Genomic DNA, 15,668 nt, shown 5'->3' with positions numbered 1-15,668 from the left:
TCCGGCCTTTGCTTTATAAAAAGTAATACCAAAATTAATTACCAAATATTCCAAAACACCGTAAGTTTAAAAACCCAGAACTATACTCCTGCTTCAAACTGTTAGTTGTTATTTTTAACTTTTAACTGAGTTTCAGCCTTACCGCATTATCACAATCTTACCTGAGTTTGTTGTTTTATTCAATTCAATACTGTACACATACAGCCCAGGTTTTACCTCACGGGTATCCCATAACGTTTTTTCGCCGGTTACAGGTACTTTTGCAATTTCGCGCCCATAAATATCTGAAACTGAAATTATTTCATTTGGGATATTCTGGGTTTCAAATTTTATATAGTCTTTAGCGGGATTGGGGTAGACTTTTAGAATATATTGAGTATCATTTTCACTTATTCCCACACCGCTATTGCCACCCCAGGGATCAGTTTTAAGCAGGAATGGCTGGTTGAATCCGTTTACTTGCTGTCCTCCGCTGATAATATAACCGCCGTCATTACATAAAGCGATACTAAATGGAGTATTACCTTCAGTATAATTTCTTATTCTCGTCCACAGGCTATCGCCTTCCATATTCATTCCATAAATAATTGATTCAGAGTAAGATGCTCCGATACCATTTCCAATAACAACTATATCGTTATTGCTATTAATAACATATTTGTAAGGATATAACCCATGTCCTGCGATTATTATCTCTTTCTGCCTGATGATGCTTCCATTTGGTTCGTGGTGTACAAGATAACTCTGCCCCCACCCATTAATTCAGTTTAATTCAAAGCTTACCTCACCAAACATGTTCGCTTTTTAGTTGTGTAGCAAAAATTTGTGAAGTATAGAGGATTCAAGCTACAAAAGACAGGCCCTGCCTTACATAATCTGGTTGGCAGTAAACAATCATTTGCCTTTAACAGCCAATAAATTAATCAAAACAGTGAATACAATACCCGGCCACTAAGTAAAAACCAATTAAAAATAAAACAGGTTGCAAGTATTTACAATGTCGCGAAAAATATTTTTTTGTACCTTTGCACCCGTCTTTTTGCAGGCCTAACCTGCATAAAATCAGACCTGACAATATTCATTTAAATCAGATAAACCTAAGTAACAATGGGAAAAGAAAAGACCAGAAAATCGGTTTACACATTTGGCGACAAAAAAGCCGAAGGTGATGCCAGTATGAAAAACCTGCTCGGTGGTAAAGGTGCTAACCTTGCTGAAATGAACCTCATCGGGGTTCCTGTTCCTCCGGGATTCACCATCACTACCGAAGTTTGTACCGCATACAACCAGCTTGGCCGCGAAAAGGCAGTTGAAATGATTCGCCCCGAAGTGGAAGCAGCTGTGAAGTATGTTGAGAAGATCATGGGCGCTAAATTCGGCGATAAAAAGAACCCTCTTTTACTGTCCGTTCGCTCAGGGGCCCGTGCTTCTATGCCAGGTATGATGGATACCGTATTAAATCTTGGTCTGAACGACGAAGCTGTTGACGGAATTGCAAAAAAATCAGGCAATGAGCGCTTTGCATGGGACTCATACCGCCGTTTTGTACAGATGTTCGGCGATGTGGTTCTGGGAATGAAACCTGCCTCCAAAGAAGATATCGATCCTTTCGAAGAAATCATGGAACACATGAAAGAAGAAAAAGGGATTGAACTTGATACCGAATTTACCGTTGACGATCTGAAAGAGCTCGTTAAACGTTTCAAAAAAGCAGTAAAAGAAGTTACCGGTCACGATTTCCCGGTTGACCCATGGGAACAGCTCTGGGGTTCGGTTATGGCTGTATTTGACAGCTGGATGAATGAGCGCGCTATCTACTATCGCAAGCTTAACAATATCCCTGCCGAATGGGGAACAGCCGTTAACGTACAAGCGATGGTTTTCGGAAATATGGGCCTCAATTCAGGTACTGGTGTTGCATTTACCCGCGATGCCGGAACCGGTGAAGACCTTTTCAACGGAGAATACCTGATCAATGCTCAGGGAGAAGATGTGGTTGCCGGTATTCGCACACCACAGCAAATTACCAAAGAAGGTTCAAAACGTTGGGCAAAACTTGCCAATGTTTCTGAAAAAGACCGTGCTGCCAACTTCCCATCGCTGGAAGAAGCCATGCCAGCTATTTACAAAGAATTGCTTGAAACACAGCAGAAACTTGAAGACCACTACCGCGACATGCAGGATCTTGAATTCACCATTCAGGATGGCAAATTATGGATGCTTCAGACCCGTAATGGAAAACGCACCGGTGCTGCCATGGTAAAAATCGCCATGGATATGCTCAAACAAGGCATCATCAGCGAAAAAGAAGCAATTCTCCGCTGCGAGCCAGCTAAACTTGACGAGCTGCTTCACCCTGTATTTGACCCGGCTTCTGTTAAATCTGCCAAAGTTCTTGCTAAAGGATTACCTGCTTCCCCGGGAGGCGCTACCGGACAAATCGTATTTTTTGCTGACGAAGCAGAAAAATGGGTTGCTGACGGACATAAAGTAGTACTGGTTCGTATCGAAACCTCTCCGGAGGATTTGAAAGGAATGAACGTGGCCGAAGGTATTCTTACCGCTCGCGGAGGTATGACCTCACACGCTGCCGTTGTTGCCCGCGGAATGGGCAAATGCTGTATTTCAGGTGCCGGCACTATTAAAATTGACTACAAAGCCCGCACACTCACTATTGACGGCGTTAAACACAAAGAAGGCGACTGGATTTCACTTAACGGTAGCACCGGCGAAGTTTATGAAGGTAAAATCACAACCAAAGATCCTGAATTAAGCGGCGATTTTGGCAAACTGATGAAACTGGCTGACAAATATTCAAGAATGCTGGTTCGCACCAATGCTGACACACCTCACGATTCAATCGTTGCCCGTAACTTCGGCGCCAAAGGTATTGGTCTTTGCCGCACCGAGCATATGTTCTTTGAAGGCGATCGCATCAAAGCCATGCGTGAAATGATTCTGGCTAACGACGAAGAAGGCCGCCGCAAAGGATTGGAAAAACTCCTTCCTATTCAGCGTGCCGACTTTGAAGGCATCTTCGAAGCCATGCAGGATCTTCCTGTAACAGTTCGTTTACTTGATCCGCCTTTACATGAGTTTGTTCCTCACGAAGAAGCTAACCAGCTTGAAATGGCTAAAGAACTGGGCATCTCTGTTGAAGAGGTTAAACAAAAAGTTCACGATCTGGCTGAATTTAACCCAATGCTTGGTCACCGTGGTTGCCGTTTGGGAAATACTTATCCTGAAATTTCGGAAATGCAGGCACGCGCTATTATTGAAGCAGCCCTGAATCTTAAGAAAAAAGGCATCAAAGCCATTCCTGAAATCATGATTCCGCTTACCGGAACCCTTGAGGAAATGAAAATGCAGGAAAACATTGTACGCGAAACTGCTGCAAAGGTTTTTGCTGAACGCAATGATAAAATTGACTACCTCTGTGGTACCATGATCGAAATTCCAAGAGCCGCGCTTATTGCCGACAGAATTGCTGAATCAGCAGAATTCTTCTCATTCGGAACCAACGACCTTACCCAGATGACCTTTGGTTACTCAAGAGACGATGCAGGCAAATTCCTTCCGGTTTATCTTGAAAAAGGCATTCTGAAAAACGACCCGTTCCAGGTTCTTGATCAGGAAGGCGTTGGACAATTGGTAAAATTAGGAATTGAACGCGGCCGTACCACCAGACCCAACCTTAAAGTAGGTATCTGTGGCGAACATGGCGGCGAACCTTCATCAGTTGAATTCTGCCATACTGCAGGCATGAACTACGTAAGTTGTTCACCTTACCGTGTACCCATTGCACGTTTGGCCGCCGCACAGGCTGCAATCAAAGAAGAAGCTGCTTCTGCAAAAACTTCTAAAGATGACGCCAAGGCAAAAAAAGCCAAAAAATCAGATAAGAAGAAATAATTACCTTTCAGTTCTTATCTCTGAATAATGCAAAAAGGGCAGCTTTTAAAAGCTGCCCTTTTTGCATTATTTAATTATTTATTTACTTTTGCAATCGATTGCATACAGCCATAGAGCATACTCAATCATATTTAGATGCATGCATTCATACTTTTAAAAATTAAACAATCCTATTCATATGACAAGTCAGAAAAACAGCGTGTTTGAAGTTAATGGAAACACCATTGATCTATCACAGTATGGCATCACCAATGTTGAAGAGATCTTTTATAATCCAACATTCGAGCAATTATTTGAGCATGAAATGAACCCTGCTCTCGAGGGTTTTGAAAGAGGTGTACTTACCAATTCAGGTGCTGTTTCTGTCGACACCGGAGTTTTTACCGGCCGTTCTCCAAAAGACAAGTATATTGTTCATGATGCTGTCAGCGAAAATACTGTCTGGTGGTCTACGATTGGTAAAAACGACAATAAGCCAATCTCTCCCGACATTTGGTCGCATTTGAAAAAAATCGTCATTAAACAACTCTCAGGCAAAAAGCTATATGTGGTAGATGCTTTTGCCGGTGCTAATGAAGGGTCTAGACTGAGTGTGCGTTTTATTATGGAAGTAGCCTGGCAGGCACACTTTGTAAAAAACATGTTTATCAGACCATCTGACGAAGAATTAAAAAACTTTAAGCCTGATTTTGTGCTGATTAACGGAGCCAAGGCCGTGAATCCGGATTGGAAAGAACAAGGCCTGAACTCTGAAAATTTCGTTGCATTTAATCTTACTGAGCGCATGCAGATTATTGGCGGCTCATGGTATGGTGGCGAAATGAAAAAAGGTATTTTTTCAATGATGAATTACTATTTGCCATTGCAAAATATTGCTGCCATGCATTGTAGTGCCAATGTAGGCAAAGAAGGCGATGTGGCCATTTTCTTCGGTCTTTCCGGAACCGGAAAAACAACCCTTTCTGCCGATCCCAAACGGGCGCTTATCGGCGACGACGAACATGGATGGGATGATGATGGTGTATTTAACTTTGAAGGCGGTTGCTATGCCAAGTGTATTAACCTGAGTGCCGAAAACGAGCCTGACATTTACAGGGCAATCCGCCGCGATGCTTTACTTGAAAATTTGGTGGTTCGCCCCGACGGTACAATTGACTTTGCCGATGCATCCAAAACCGAAAACACACGTGTTTCGTACCCGATTTACCATATTGATAATATTGTAAAACCTGTATCAAAAGCCGGACATGCTTCAAAAGTAATATTCCTCACAGCTGATGCTTTTGGCGTATTACCTCCTGTATCAAAACTCACAGCAGCTCAAACCAAATATCACTTCCTCTCTGGATTTACAGCGAAGTTAGCAGGAACCGAACGTGGCGTTACCACACCACAACCTACCTTCTCAGCATGCTTTGGAAATGCCTTTCTTACACTTCATCCTACCAAATATGCCGTAGAACTTGTAAAACGCATGGAAAAATCCGGCGCAAAAGCTTACCTCGTCAATACAGGCTGGAATGGCACCGGGAAACGCATTTCAATTAAGGATACCCGCGCGATTATTGACGCCATTCTTGATGGCTCAATCGATCAGGCACCAACCAAAGTTATTCCGTATTTTAACCTTGAAGTTCCCACTCAACTGCATGGCGTAAACCCTGGAGTGCTCGACCCCAGAGATACATACGCCACAGCTTCTGTATGGGAAGAAAAAGCCAAAGACCTTTCTAAAAAGTTTATTGACAACTTCGATAAATACACCGACAACGAAGAAGGGAAAAGTTTGGTAGCAGCAGGGCCTCAGCTTTAATCTTTTTCACTAATTTATTTCAGGGAGCATTTGCTCCCTTTTTTTATGTTCTTTTCTCTTCCAAAAGATTAATTTTGGCCTCTGATAATTGAAATGATTCATACTGGCGCTACCCCGCGATAGATTCAACCTGCTCAGGGTTGCCAAAAGTTTCACTCATTTTGTTAATTAAAAATGTTTATGGAATGTCGTTCAGGCTGCGGAGCATGTTGCATATTTCCCTCTATCAGCTCTCCAATACCGGGTATGCCTGAAGGGAAACCCGCCATGACCCCCTGTATTCACCTGCTACCTGACAAAAAATGCGCAATATTTAACCATCCCGACCGGCCCGCTGTATGTAGTGGATTTAAACCTGAGTTCATTATTTGCGGCCATTCATTTGAAGATGCTGCTGTAAATTTCAGATGGCTACTTGAATCATAAATTTTATTGTGATACAAAATAGCTGCATTCGTAACTTTTTGCATGTCTCATCAACAAAACCTGGGTTTACCAGGCTATATCGCTTCATTATGATTGGTTTATAGTATTTTATTGATTTGATTTCACTGTTTTTTTTATTACATTTGTGTACCTAATCACTAAATATCAATCATCATGCCTACCGGTAAAGTTAAATTCTTCAATGAGCGTAAAGGTTTTGGTTTTATTGTCGACGATGAAACCCAACATGATGTTTTTGTTCATGCAACCGGCCTCACTGAGAAAGTAAATGAGAATGATCTTGTTACTTTCGAAATTGCAGAAGACAAAAGAGGAAAGAAAGCTGTAGACGTTAAAAAAGTTTAGTATTCTTTTCAATTTCCTTCTTAAGAGGCTGTTATAAACTAACAGCCTCTTTTTCTATAATCTTAAACACGTACGCCAAATTGCATGACACTTCATCTATAATCCTATCTTTGCAAAAAAAATTGCATTGAACTACCTTTTAATTGAAAAACTAAGCAAATCATACGGTGAAAAGGAACTTTTCAGCGATATAACCTTTGGAATTGACCAGGGCAGCAAAGTTGCCCTTATAGCACGCAACGGGGCCGGAAAAAGCAGCCTGTTAAATATCATCAGCGGAAAAGATCTTCCTGACAGCGGCTCGGTTGTTTTCAGAAAAGACATACGATGGTCATATCTTCCTCAAAATCCATTGATGGATGACAACCAGTCCGTTTTTGATGTGCTTTTCCATTCTGAAAACGAGTTTATGCGCGCCATCAGAGATTACGAGTTTAGCCTTAACCGGCTTAAACACGACGACTCTGCCGAGGCTCACCGCATGCTTGAATTAAGCACCAATGCCATGGAAATGGTGGGTGGATGGGATTATGAAGCAAGGGTAAAAGAAATCCTGAGCCGGTTTAAAATTATTGACCTGGAGCAGAAAACTGGTGAATTATCAGGTGGTCAGCGAAAAAAACTATCGCTGGCCAAAGCCCTGATTGAAGAAACTGACCTTCTGATACTGGATGAGCCCACCAACCACCTCGACATTGAGATGATAGAGTGGCTTGAAGAGTACCTTTCAAGACAAAGCCTGAGTCTGCTTGTTGTTACCCACGACAGGTATTTTCTTGATAATGTTTGCAACGAAATTCTTGAACTTGACAACAACAAACTTTATCGCTACAAAGGAAATTACTCATACTTCCTTGAAAAAAAAGCTGAACGGGAAGCCATTGAACTGACTGAAACCGAAAAAGCCAGGGGGCTCTACAGAAAAGAACTGGACTGGATGCGCCGTATGCCACAGGCCCGCACTACCAAATCAAAAGCCCGTATTGACAATTTTTATGACATTCAGGACAAAGCTTCCAAACGAATTGAAAAAGATACCGGCCCCCTGGAAGTAAAAATGACCAGAATCGGTGGTAAAGTGCTGGAAGTAAATAATATTTTTAAATCGTTTGGCGACAACAAACTCATCGACAATTTCTCCTACATCTTTAAAAAAGGAGAAAGGGTCGGAATTATAGGCAAAAACGGTTCAGGAAAATCAACCCTGCTCAACATGATAATGGGCAAATTTGCCCCTGACATGGGGCGGATAAGTGCCGGACAAACCATTGTTTTCGGTTACTATTCGCAGGAAGGATTTCAACCTCAGGAAGACAGGCGGGTGATTGATATCGCCAAAGATATTGCCGAAGAAATGCCACTGGGAAAAGGCTATATTTCTGCATCGGCCTTTCTCGCGCATTTTAACTTCAATCATACACTACAATACAACTATTTTTCAAGCCTGAGCGGCGGTGAGAAGCGCCGGCTTTTTCTGCTCATGCAATTGCTTAAAAACCCTAACTTCCTGATTCTGGATGAGCCTACCAATGATCTTGATATTCATACACTCAATCTGCTTGAAGATTTTTTAATGAACTTTGGCGGATGCCTGCTTATTGTATCACATGACCGCTACTTTATGGACAAGCTGGTGGATCATGTTTTTGTTTTTGAAGGCGATGGCAAAATTAAAGACTATTATGGCAACTATACCGATTTCTATCGTCTGAAACTTGCGGAAGAAGCCAAAGCTGCCAGACAAAAAACAATAACTACTTCAAAACCGGCAAAAGAGACCGTATCTGATAACAAGCCCAAAAAACCAACCTATAAGGAAAAAACCGAATTTGAAGCATTGGAAGCCGAAATTCCCAAACTGGAAGCTGAGAAAGAATCTATCATTGAAAAAATGAATAGCGGAGCTTATTCACCTTCTGAATTTGAAGAAGTTGCCAAAACTTATGCAACAATTGAAAAAGAAATAGAACTGAAAACCGATCGCTGGCTTGAATTAAGCGTTCTGTTTGAATAAAAATAAAAAGACCGGAAGTTCCGGTCTTTTTATTTTTATTATCTGCATGCTTACAAAGGCTGTACAGTCATTTTAATTCTTGATTGAAGAGCTAATCCAATTGTTGCCACAGGTAAAGGCGGCGTAAAGTCAGCATAAACCCTCAGCACAAAAGTTCCTGTGGAAATTACGGATGAAACGTTGGTATTGGTTAACTGCAAATCAAGAGTTCTCCCATCAGGATTAACAGTAGTGATGGCGGCAACCTGAGTTTCGGCCAAATCTTGAGCACTAACTGTAACCCTGGAAGAGTTAAGCCATGAAAAATTTACATTATCCGGATCTTCAATCACAAGCCTAACATATTCAAATCCGGTTTCGCCAATACCATCCAGATTATGCTTCTGAATAATACTGTCAACGTTTAAAGTTAGCGTCTGTTCGATCAACAACTGCTCAGTTTTAGGAAGATAATTGGTTGAATCTATTGAAAAGTGGACATCAGGCAAAGTGTATGCCACATCAAATTCAGCCAGTTCTTTAACTTTATCGCATGAAAACATGAATACAGATGATGTTGCAATGACAGCAACCAGAGCCATAGCTCTGAACAGGTTTTTCAATTTCATAATTTAGATTATTGGTAAAACAGATTTTAGTGGTTAGAAACATGTAAATATTTGCATATTTCATACGCTAACCAACAAACACATGTAAGAAAAGTTTAATCAGATTAATCAGGAGTTGAGCATTACCGGCATTACCAGCATCAACAAATCTTCCGATTGATTTTCACTGTCAACTGGTTTGAGAATACCGGCACGATTAGGTGCTGACATTTCCAGCCGAATATTTTCGGTTCCCATATTCACCAGCATCTCCACCAAAAAGCGGGAATTAAACCCGATTTCCATATCATCACCAGTAAAATTACAGCTCAAACGTTGACGTGATTCATGAGCAAAATCAACATCCTCGGCATCAACAAACAACTCCTGACCGGTAATGGTGAGTCTGATTTGATTGGTTGACTTATTGGCAAAGAAGGAAGCACGCTTAACAGTGGTAATGAATGACTGCCTGTCAACGATAAGGGTATTTGGATTATCAGTAGGGATGACTGCTTCGTAATTCGGATAACGTCCTTCAATCAACCTGCAGATCAAATCAACATTTTTAAAGGTAAAGCGGGCATTGGTTTCATTATAAACCACATTTACTTCTGAAGTATCGGAAGGAAGAATACTCTTAAGTTGATTCAATGGTTTTTTAGGCATAATAAAAGAAGTGCTGTTTTCGGCACTTACATCAGTACGTTTGTAACGAACCAGTTTATGTGCATCAGTTGCCACAAAAATGATGGAATCGGGAGAGATATCGCAATAAACCCCTGACATAGCCGGTCTCAAATCATCATTACCGGTAGCAAAAATGGTTTTATTGATGGCTGTAAGTAACAGATCAGACGGCAGCACAAATGAAGCGGTTGCTTCCATTTGGGGTGAACGTGGAAATTCTTCAGCGTTATGGCCTGTGATGCGAAACTTAGCTTCATCAGCGGCAATTTCAATTCCCTGATTTTTATCAACCGTAAATGTAAGCGGCGTATCGCCATATGTTTTAAGCAACTCAAGCAAGATTTTGGCAGGAATAGCAACAGAACCTTCATCCTCAGCCAAAGTAGCTTCAACCACAACCGACATAGTTGTTTCGAGGTCTGAGGCAGTTACTTTCAGTGAATTTCCGGAAAGTTCAACAAGAAAATCGTCGAGAATAGGAAGAGTATTGCTCGAATTTAAAACGCCACTGATCGACTGCAGGCTTCTTAGCAGGTTCTGACTTGATACTATGAATCTCATATTTAAGCTTTTTTCAATGAAACTGTTAGGTTCTTGTGTTCACGGTAAAATTAGAAAATATATTGACAAACTACCAATAAAGCTTTTGACTTGTGAAGAAAATTATCAACATGATTTTAACCATCTGAATTACTTTCTGATGCGGTTTTTGCCAAAATCAAATTTCTTCTCTGTTCCAGCCATCAGACGCTTGATATTTTCGCGATGTGTAAATGGAACAAATAATGCAATAATAATGGCCAGTATGATGAGAGGTACTCTTGTTTCATGAAACATAAAAACTGCAACAAACGGAAAAATAACAGCACTGCTCATAGATGACACAGAAACAATGCGCGTAATTACCATCATGAGTGTAAAAAATACAAGAATTACCAAAAAGGAATATGGATACAGCGCCAGAATAACACCCACAAGCGTTGCAATGCCTTTTCCGCCTTTAAAACCTGCAAACAACGGATATACATGGCCCAGCACAGCCAAGCCTCCTAAAAGTATGCAATAGATCACTTCCTGATTTTGTGTAAATTCAGGATTAGTAAACCAAACTGACAAATGCACTGCAAACCATGCTTTAAAAACATCAAATAATAGCACAGGTAATCCCGCTTTCAGGCCAAACACTCTTATTGTATTGGTTGCTCCGGCATTTCCACTACCCTGCGTGCGGATATCGAGCCCGAAAAACCATTTTCCGACCCAAACTGAGGTAGGAATTGAACCCAGCATATATGCCATTGTCAGTGCAATAATCGTTTCTACGGTCAGCATTAATTCGTTTTTTTCTGTTTCTACTTTGTTTTATTGTGAGTTACGCGCCTGCATTTTACGTAAAAAGGCAATGCGACGCTCCGTAGTGGCAATAATAAACTGGTACCCGTCTTCATCTGTTTTACCTTTTAAGGTCCGTTTATCTTCCTTTATTGAGCTAAGAGTTTCATTAAACGCATTGTTTGATGAAATGGCCTGCATAATACCGTTTCCATAAGTAAAGAAGTACCACTCGGTTTTACTTATTTCAATATAAATATTCAGAATATCGCCTGTTCGACGTTTCCCAATTTCCACATATCCTTCCACCTGCCTGTTTATCAAATCACGCTGAACACCTGCAATGCCAAAAGGCCCGGTACTGATATAAGATTTCAGATCAGGATCCCAGGTCATAGTCAAATCGGTTAATATCAATGATTGGATAAGCTGTTGCGGCAGCCTTTTTACCTGTCCGGTAGTATTCAGTTCGTTCAGCACATCCTTAGCTGCAGCTGGCCCGACCAAATTATCAAGCATATTAAAGTAAATGTCAGAGTTCACATCTACGCCCTTAAGTTCACTGGCCTGCAAATCATCGCGAAGCTTACCCAAAGCCTGATCTGAGAAAAAGAAATCAAGAGCCATGGCCAATCGGAAAGTAGTTGAATCAACCAGCATAAAATGGATGGCTTTTCCAAATGATTTTAAATTTACTTGTCCTAAGCCGGCGCCAAGTTCAACGGCCCCTTCACCTGTTAATATACACTGTCTGGTATCCAGTGTCAGCAGATTTCCGGCTTTTGATTTTTTATCAAGCCGGTCATTAGACCCAATTCTGAACGATTCGGCAGCATTATCATATTTAACAAAACCGCTAGCTGTTGCAACTATTGTATCACCCCAGGCCCTGGGTTTTTCAAACATGGCAGGATATACGCTACTAAAGAAATCAGAATAAACAACAGCTGCCATCAAAGGATCCCCAATCGTATCCTTCATGGCTTCAGCTACAGGCAATCTGATATCGGCAGGGTTCAGTTCAGCCGAAAATGCCACCCACGGGTTTTCAGCCTTTAAACATTCGGTTAGCATGCGATAACCTCCTGTAAAAGTGAGATATGGCCGGTTGGCATGCAGCTCAATTTTTCCGTTAAAGTTAAAATGTCTGTTCAGGCCAAAAATTTCTTTTTTGCCAAGTATGGCCACTCCGTAAGTATTTGAGAGACTGTCGACTGTTAATGCATCAAACCTGACAGGCTGAGCGTTTCCTGCTTCGTCAACATAATCAAGATATCCGGAAGCGAAATAGTCCTTTCGCGATTTTACTTTAACAGAAGCATCATAAATCCGGTGAAACTTGTCTTTACGATTGGCAATAATTGATGCACCTTCAAGCGGCATCATATCTCCGTCAGAAAGAATTGACACCTGACCATTTCCGGGAAACACTGCCACATCAGCCACACGAATCATTTTAACTTCACGAGCGTTGATTTTGTTCTCTTTCATATGGTAAGTGGCTTCCATAGCAAAAAATTGCAGGGAGTCGCGTTGCGGATCAGTAGAGATAAACTCGGAGCCGCTAAAGTCAAAGTCGACCAGTTGCCGGAGATTGGTAGTATCTGACAGGGCTGAACGCCTTGCCAAGGAATTGGTAAGATTCAGTTCGCCTTTACCCATGCTCCATTGAAGCTTATCCATAAAGCAAATGTATTTGCTCAACGGAAGTTCAATTCTTACACTACGACCGGGAGTGCCAAAAGTGGCTGTCTGATTGGCAAAATCAACCCTTCCGGGGTATATTCTTGTAGCAAGTGAAGTCGTTGGTCTTTCAGGGTAGTAAATTTTAAAGTCGGTAGTATCTGTGTTGAATGACTGATTCTGAAACACAAATGTATTTGACGCCAAATCGGCATTATCCAACCGGCTGCTTCCTTTACCCATAAGCCCGGCCGAGGTCAGAGATAAGCTTCCGCTATGGAACAGTTTGCCATTAAACATACTGAATTCCTTCCCTGGCAAAGTATTTAGCCTCATTACATCAAGCTGAGGAAGCCAGAATTGATGCACGCCCTCAGCCAACACCTGAGGATAAGCCGGAATGCCCGCCATTTCACTCATGCTAAACTTTTTAAGATCGGCAACCAATGAATCGGGATAAAACATAAAATCAGATGATTCAGACAAAGATGTCATGTATTTCATACTCCCATTTCCTTGCAACCCTTTGTTGCTCAATGTGATATCGGAATAGAACAGAGCCCTGTCGTCATAAACAGGAATACCTTCCTTGCTTAGCTTTTTGCTGAACCCCAATGAAAAATCATCCATCACCCTGATGGGTTCCTCTATATCAGGCATTATTCCCCCGGAGAAAAGATGACCTTTAAATTTCACCCCTTTGGTTGTGTAGCTATTCAGGCTATCAAGCGTAAAAGGGTAAACTGTATAATAGAAATTGTCGCGTTTATATGCTCCTTTTTCAATGCGGTGGTAGTCATAATAAACAAAAGCGTCGTTTTTGCTGACAAAAACAGGAAATACGGGCAGTTCTTTTAAACCGGATTTATTATTCGGATCATCTATCAGCAGTTCGCCACTCAAATTGGCAAGAACATTTCTGACAAGTACTTTTTCCCATCGGTTCGATTTGCGTGAAAAGGTATCTACTTTGAACGAAATGGAGTCGATAAGTGGCATATTCAGCTTAAACTTATCATATTCAAATGAGCTTTGATTGGCATAAAAGTCAAAATATCCGGCTTTGACAAGGCCTGTAAAAACAAAATCCCTGTTTTTGCGCAACAGAATTTCTTTATCTCTGGGGTAAATAAAAACAGCCTGCGAATCACTGAGCGACACCTCTGCAACACCTCTGATTTTCAAATCGAATGTATTTAAGTTCAGGACAGCATTGCTCTGTCTGGTCACCTGCGATTTAATCTGAATCACATCATAATCAGACTTTTTACTTCTGGCATTCAGATAATCAAACAAGCGCTGCGTAACTTCAACCCTGTCGTTATCAATACTATAAGTAAGATATCCACCGTTTGAGAGATTAATGATCATCACCTTTACCTGATCAGGTGGTTTACGCATAAATTCAGCAAGTTCGTACAAATAAAACACACGCTTATCAAACTTCTCTGTAAAATTATAAACAACATTAATCGGGTTAATATCATCAATTCCCTGGAGGCGGTTATAACGTTCTTCAGAATAGAAGCTGGCCGATTCAAAAACTGCATTTCCCTGTTGCTTAAGACCTCTGAGCATTTCAAAACTCAAGCTATCAGCATTCATATTGTAATAGATGGCCTCAAAATACATATCAACCTTATGGTATGAATCGTAATACGGACTTGAAGAAGCACCATCATCGCTGCGCAAAAGAGAAAGCTCCTTGCTTTCATCAATGTATCGTAATTGAAGACCAGGGTGATAAATGGAATCGCTTTCATGATAAATAGTAGCTGAAGCTCTTTGTGAGATCAGGCGGTCGGGTCGGATAACAAAATTGCGCGAACTTAGCACAATGAAAGGCAATCCCTTGCGATAAACCCAAAGATTGGCATTTTCATCACCATACCCTGATCCGATGATGCGACTACCCTCCAGTGTGAATCCACCACGATAATCTATATCTTTGAAAACCTGCTTTATTTCAATGTCGGTCTGATAAGAAACAAACCGGGGGAAAGTGGCTTTCTCCATGGGAACGCCGGCCAGTACCCTGTCTTCTAAACGACCCATTAATGGAAACGGAAAAAAATCCTTGTGATAAAAGTTAACAGTATCGGCTGACCAATAGGTTTGTTTTAGATTGAGCTGATAATTACCCAATATAGCATAAACTCTGTCAGGCTTAAAGCCAAAAGCTTCCCAGAAAACCTTGCCTCCCAGTCCGGCAAATTTATCATTCAGAGGAAAGCTAACGCCCGATGTTTCATGAATTCTGATACTGTCTTTGCCTGATATACAAACCAGGTCAACTTTTTCAAATCTGACAATCAGCGTTGTGTCAAAATCATAATGAAATTTCCCTTTTCTAAACTGCCATGAATTGGCATTTGATTTGAACAAGGTTGACTTTTCGTTCAACTGAATTGTATTGTCAAGAAACCCACTGAGCATTCTTAATTTTTTACCATCAATAAACGGCAAAAGTCCTTTATGCCAGGCCAGTAGGCTTTTACTATCAGCTGATGATGAGAAAGAATTGAGTGCTAAAAGGTAATCTCTGAATCCGGGGGTTGGCCTCATACGCTGCACAAGCATAAGATTGCAGCTTGAAATAATCTCTTTCTGAAGAGCCTGGCCATATCTTCCGGTATTCCAGTTCTCCGTAAAAGTCTGTAAAGCCACGCGTGTTTCCCTGTCTTTGGTTTCATCCAAAAAGCTTGTTAATTCAGAAAGGAAAGCAGTAGGATCATCAGAAAAAGCTTTTAGTTCCTGCGCAAAAACAGCTGGCCATGCAGTAAAAAACAGCAAACACAAAAGTACAATCCGGAGTTTTAACACACGCATGGCAAAAACATTAAAA

The 15,668-nt window shown here is 41.2% G+C and carries 9 protein-coding genes; 4 read left to right on the top strand and 5 right to left on the bottom strand.

Annotated features, from left to right (window positions below):
• Positions 1–138: 138 nt before the first annotated feature.
• On the bottom strand, positions 139–576 hold the full coding sequence (locus tag H6541_00520) for a T9SS type A sorting domain-containing protein (GenBank protein ID MCB9014257.1): 438 nt from the start codon (positions 574–576) through the stop codon (positions 139–141).
• A gap of 531 nt (positions 577–1,107) precedes the next feature.
• Here H6541_00520 and H6541_00515 point away from each other — a divergent pair.
• From H6541_00515 to H6541_00500, 4 genes are all read left to right on the top strand, one after another.
• Entirely contained in the window at positions 1,108–3,912 is a 2,805-nt protein-coding gene (locus H6541_00515; protein ID MCB9014256.1) for a pyruvate, phosphate dikinase, read from the top strand.
• Between the two features lie 178 nt (positions 3,913–4,090).
• Positions 4,091–5,725 carry a phosphoenolpyruvate carboxykinase (ATP) gene (gene pckA, locus H6541_00510; protein MCB9014255.1) on the top strand — a complete coding sequence of 545 codons (1,635 nt, stop codon included), beginning with the start codon at positions 4,091–4,093 and terminating at the stop codon, positions 5,723–5,725.
• Between the two features lie 600 nt (positions 5,726–6,325).
• Positions 6,326–6,517, top strand: coding sequence for a cold shock domain-containing protein (locus H6541_00505; GenBank protein MCB9014254.1), 192 nt, complete (start codon positions 6,326–6,328; stop codon positions 6,515–6,517).
• Positions 6,518–6,638: 121 nt separating this feature from the next.
• On the top strand, positions 6,639–8,531 hold the full coding sequence (locus H6541_00500) for an ABC-F family ATP-binding cassette domain-containing protein (protein MCB9014253.1): 1,893 nt from the start codon (positions 6,639–6,641) through the stop codon (positions 8,529–8,531).
• 50 nt (positions 8,532–8,581) lie between these two features.
• Here H6541_00500 and H6541_00495 read toward each other — a convergent pair whose 3' ends face one another.
• The 4 genes from H6541_00495 to H6541_00480 all read right to left on the bottom strand — a co-directional run bounded on the left by H6541_00495 (position 8,582) and on the right by H6541_00480 (position 15,652).
• Positions 8,582–9,139, bottom strand: coding sequence for a hypothetical protein (locus H6541_00495; protein MCB9014252.1), 558 nt, complete (start codon positions 9,137–9,139; stop codon positions 8,582–8,584).
• Between the two features lie 108 nt (positions 9,140–9,247).
• Entirely contained in the window at positions 9,248–10,369 is a 1,122-nt protein-coding gene (gene dnaN / locus H6541_00490; GenBank protein ID MCB9014251.1) for a DNA polymerase III subunit beta, read from the bottom strand.
• 129 nt (positions 10,370–10,498) lie between these two features.
• Entirely contained in the window at positions 10,499–11,140 is a 642-nt protein-coding gene (gene plsY / locus H6541_00485; protein ID MCB9014250.1) for a glycerol-3-phosphate 1-O-acyltransferase PlsY, read from the bottom strand.
• A 30-nt stretch (positions 11,141–11,170) separates the two neighbouring features.
• Positions 11,171–15,652 carry a hypothetical protein gene (locus tag H6541_00480; GenBank protein MCB9014249.1) on the bottom strand — a complete coding sequence of 1,494 codons (4,482 nt, stop codon included), beginning with the start codon at positions 15,650–15,652 and terminating at the stop codon, positions 11,171–11,173.
• Positions 15,653–15,668: the final 16 nt, after the last annotated feature.

Source organism: Lentimicrobiaceae bacterium (assembly GCA_020636745.1).
GTDB lineage: Bacteria > Bacteroidota > Bacteroidia > Bacteroidales > Lentimicrobiaceae > Lentimicrobium.
The sequence above is the reverse complement of the archived record's forward strand: the minus strand, read 5'-3'. Positions and strand labels throughout refer to the sequence as shown.

Coding starts and splice junctions, on each gene's coding strand:
- H6541_00520 (MCB9014257.1), bottom strand. CDS start 576: ATGAATATGGAAGGCGATAGCCTGTGGACGAGAATAAGAAATTATACT.
- H6541_00515 (MCB9014256.1), top strand. CDS start 1,108: ATGGGAAAAGAAAAGACCAGAAAATCGGTTTACACATTTGGCGACAAA.
- pckA (MCB9014255.1), top strand. CDS start 4,091: ATGACAAGTCAGAAAAACAGCGTGTTTGAAGTTAATGGAAACACCATT.
- H6541_00505 (MCB9014254.1), top strand. CDS start 6,326: ATGCCTACCGGTAAAGTTAAATTCTTCAATGAGCGTAAAGGTTTTGGT.
- H6541_00495 (MCB9014252.1), bottom strand. CDS start 9,139: ATGAAATTGAAAAACCTGTTCAGAGCTATGGCTCTGGTTGCTGTCATT.
- dnaN (MCB9014251.1), bottom strand. CDS start 10,369: ATGAGATTCATAGTATCAAGTCAGAACCTGCTAAGAAGCCTGCAGTCG.
- plsY (MCB9014250.1), bottom strand. CDS start 11,140: ATGCTGACCGTAGAAACGATTATTGCACTGACAATGGCATATATGCTG.
- H6541_00480 (MCB9014249.1), bottom strand. CDS start 15,652: ATGCGTGTGTTAAAACTCCGGATTGTACTTTTGTGTTTGCTGTTTTTT.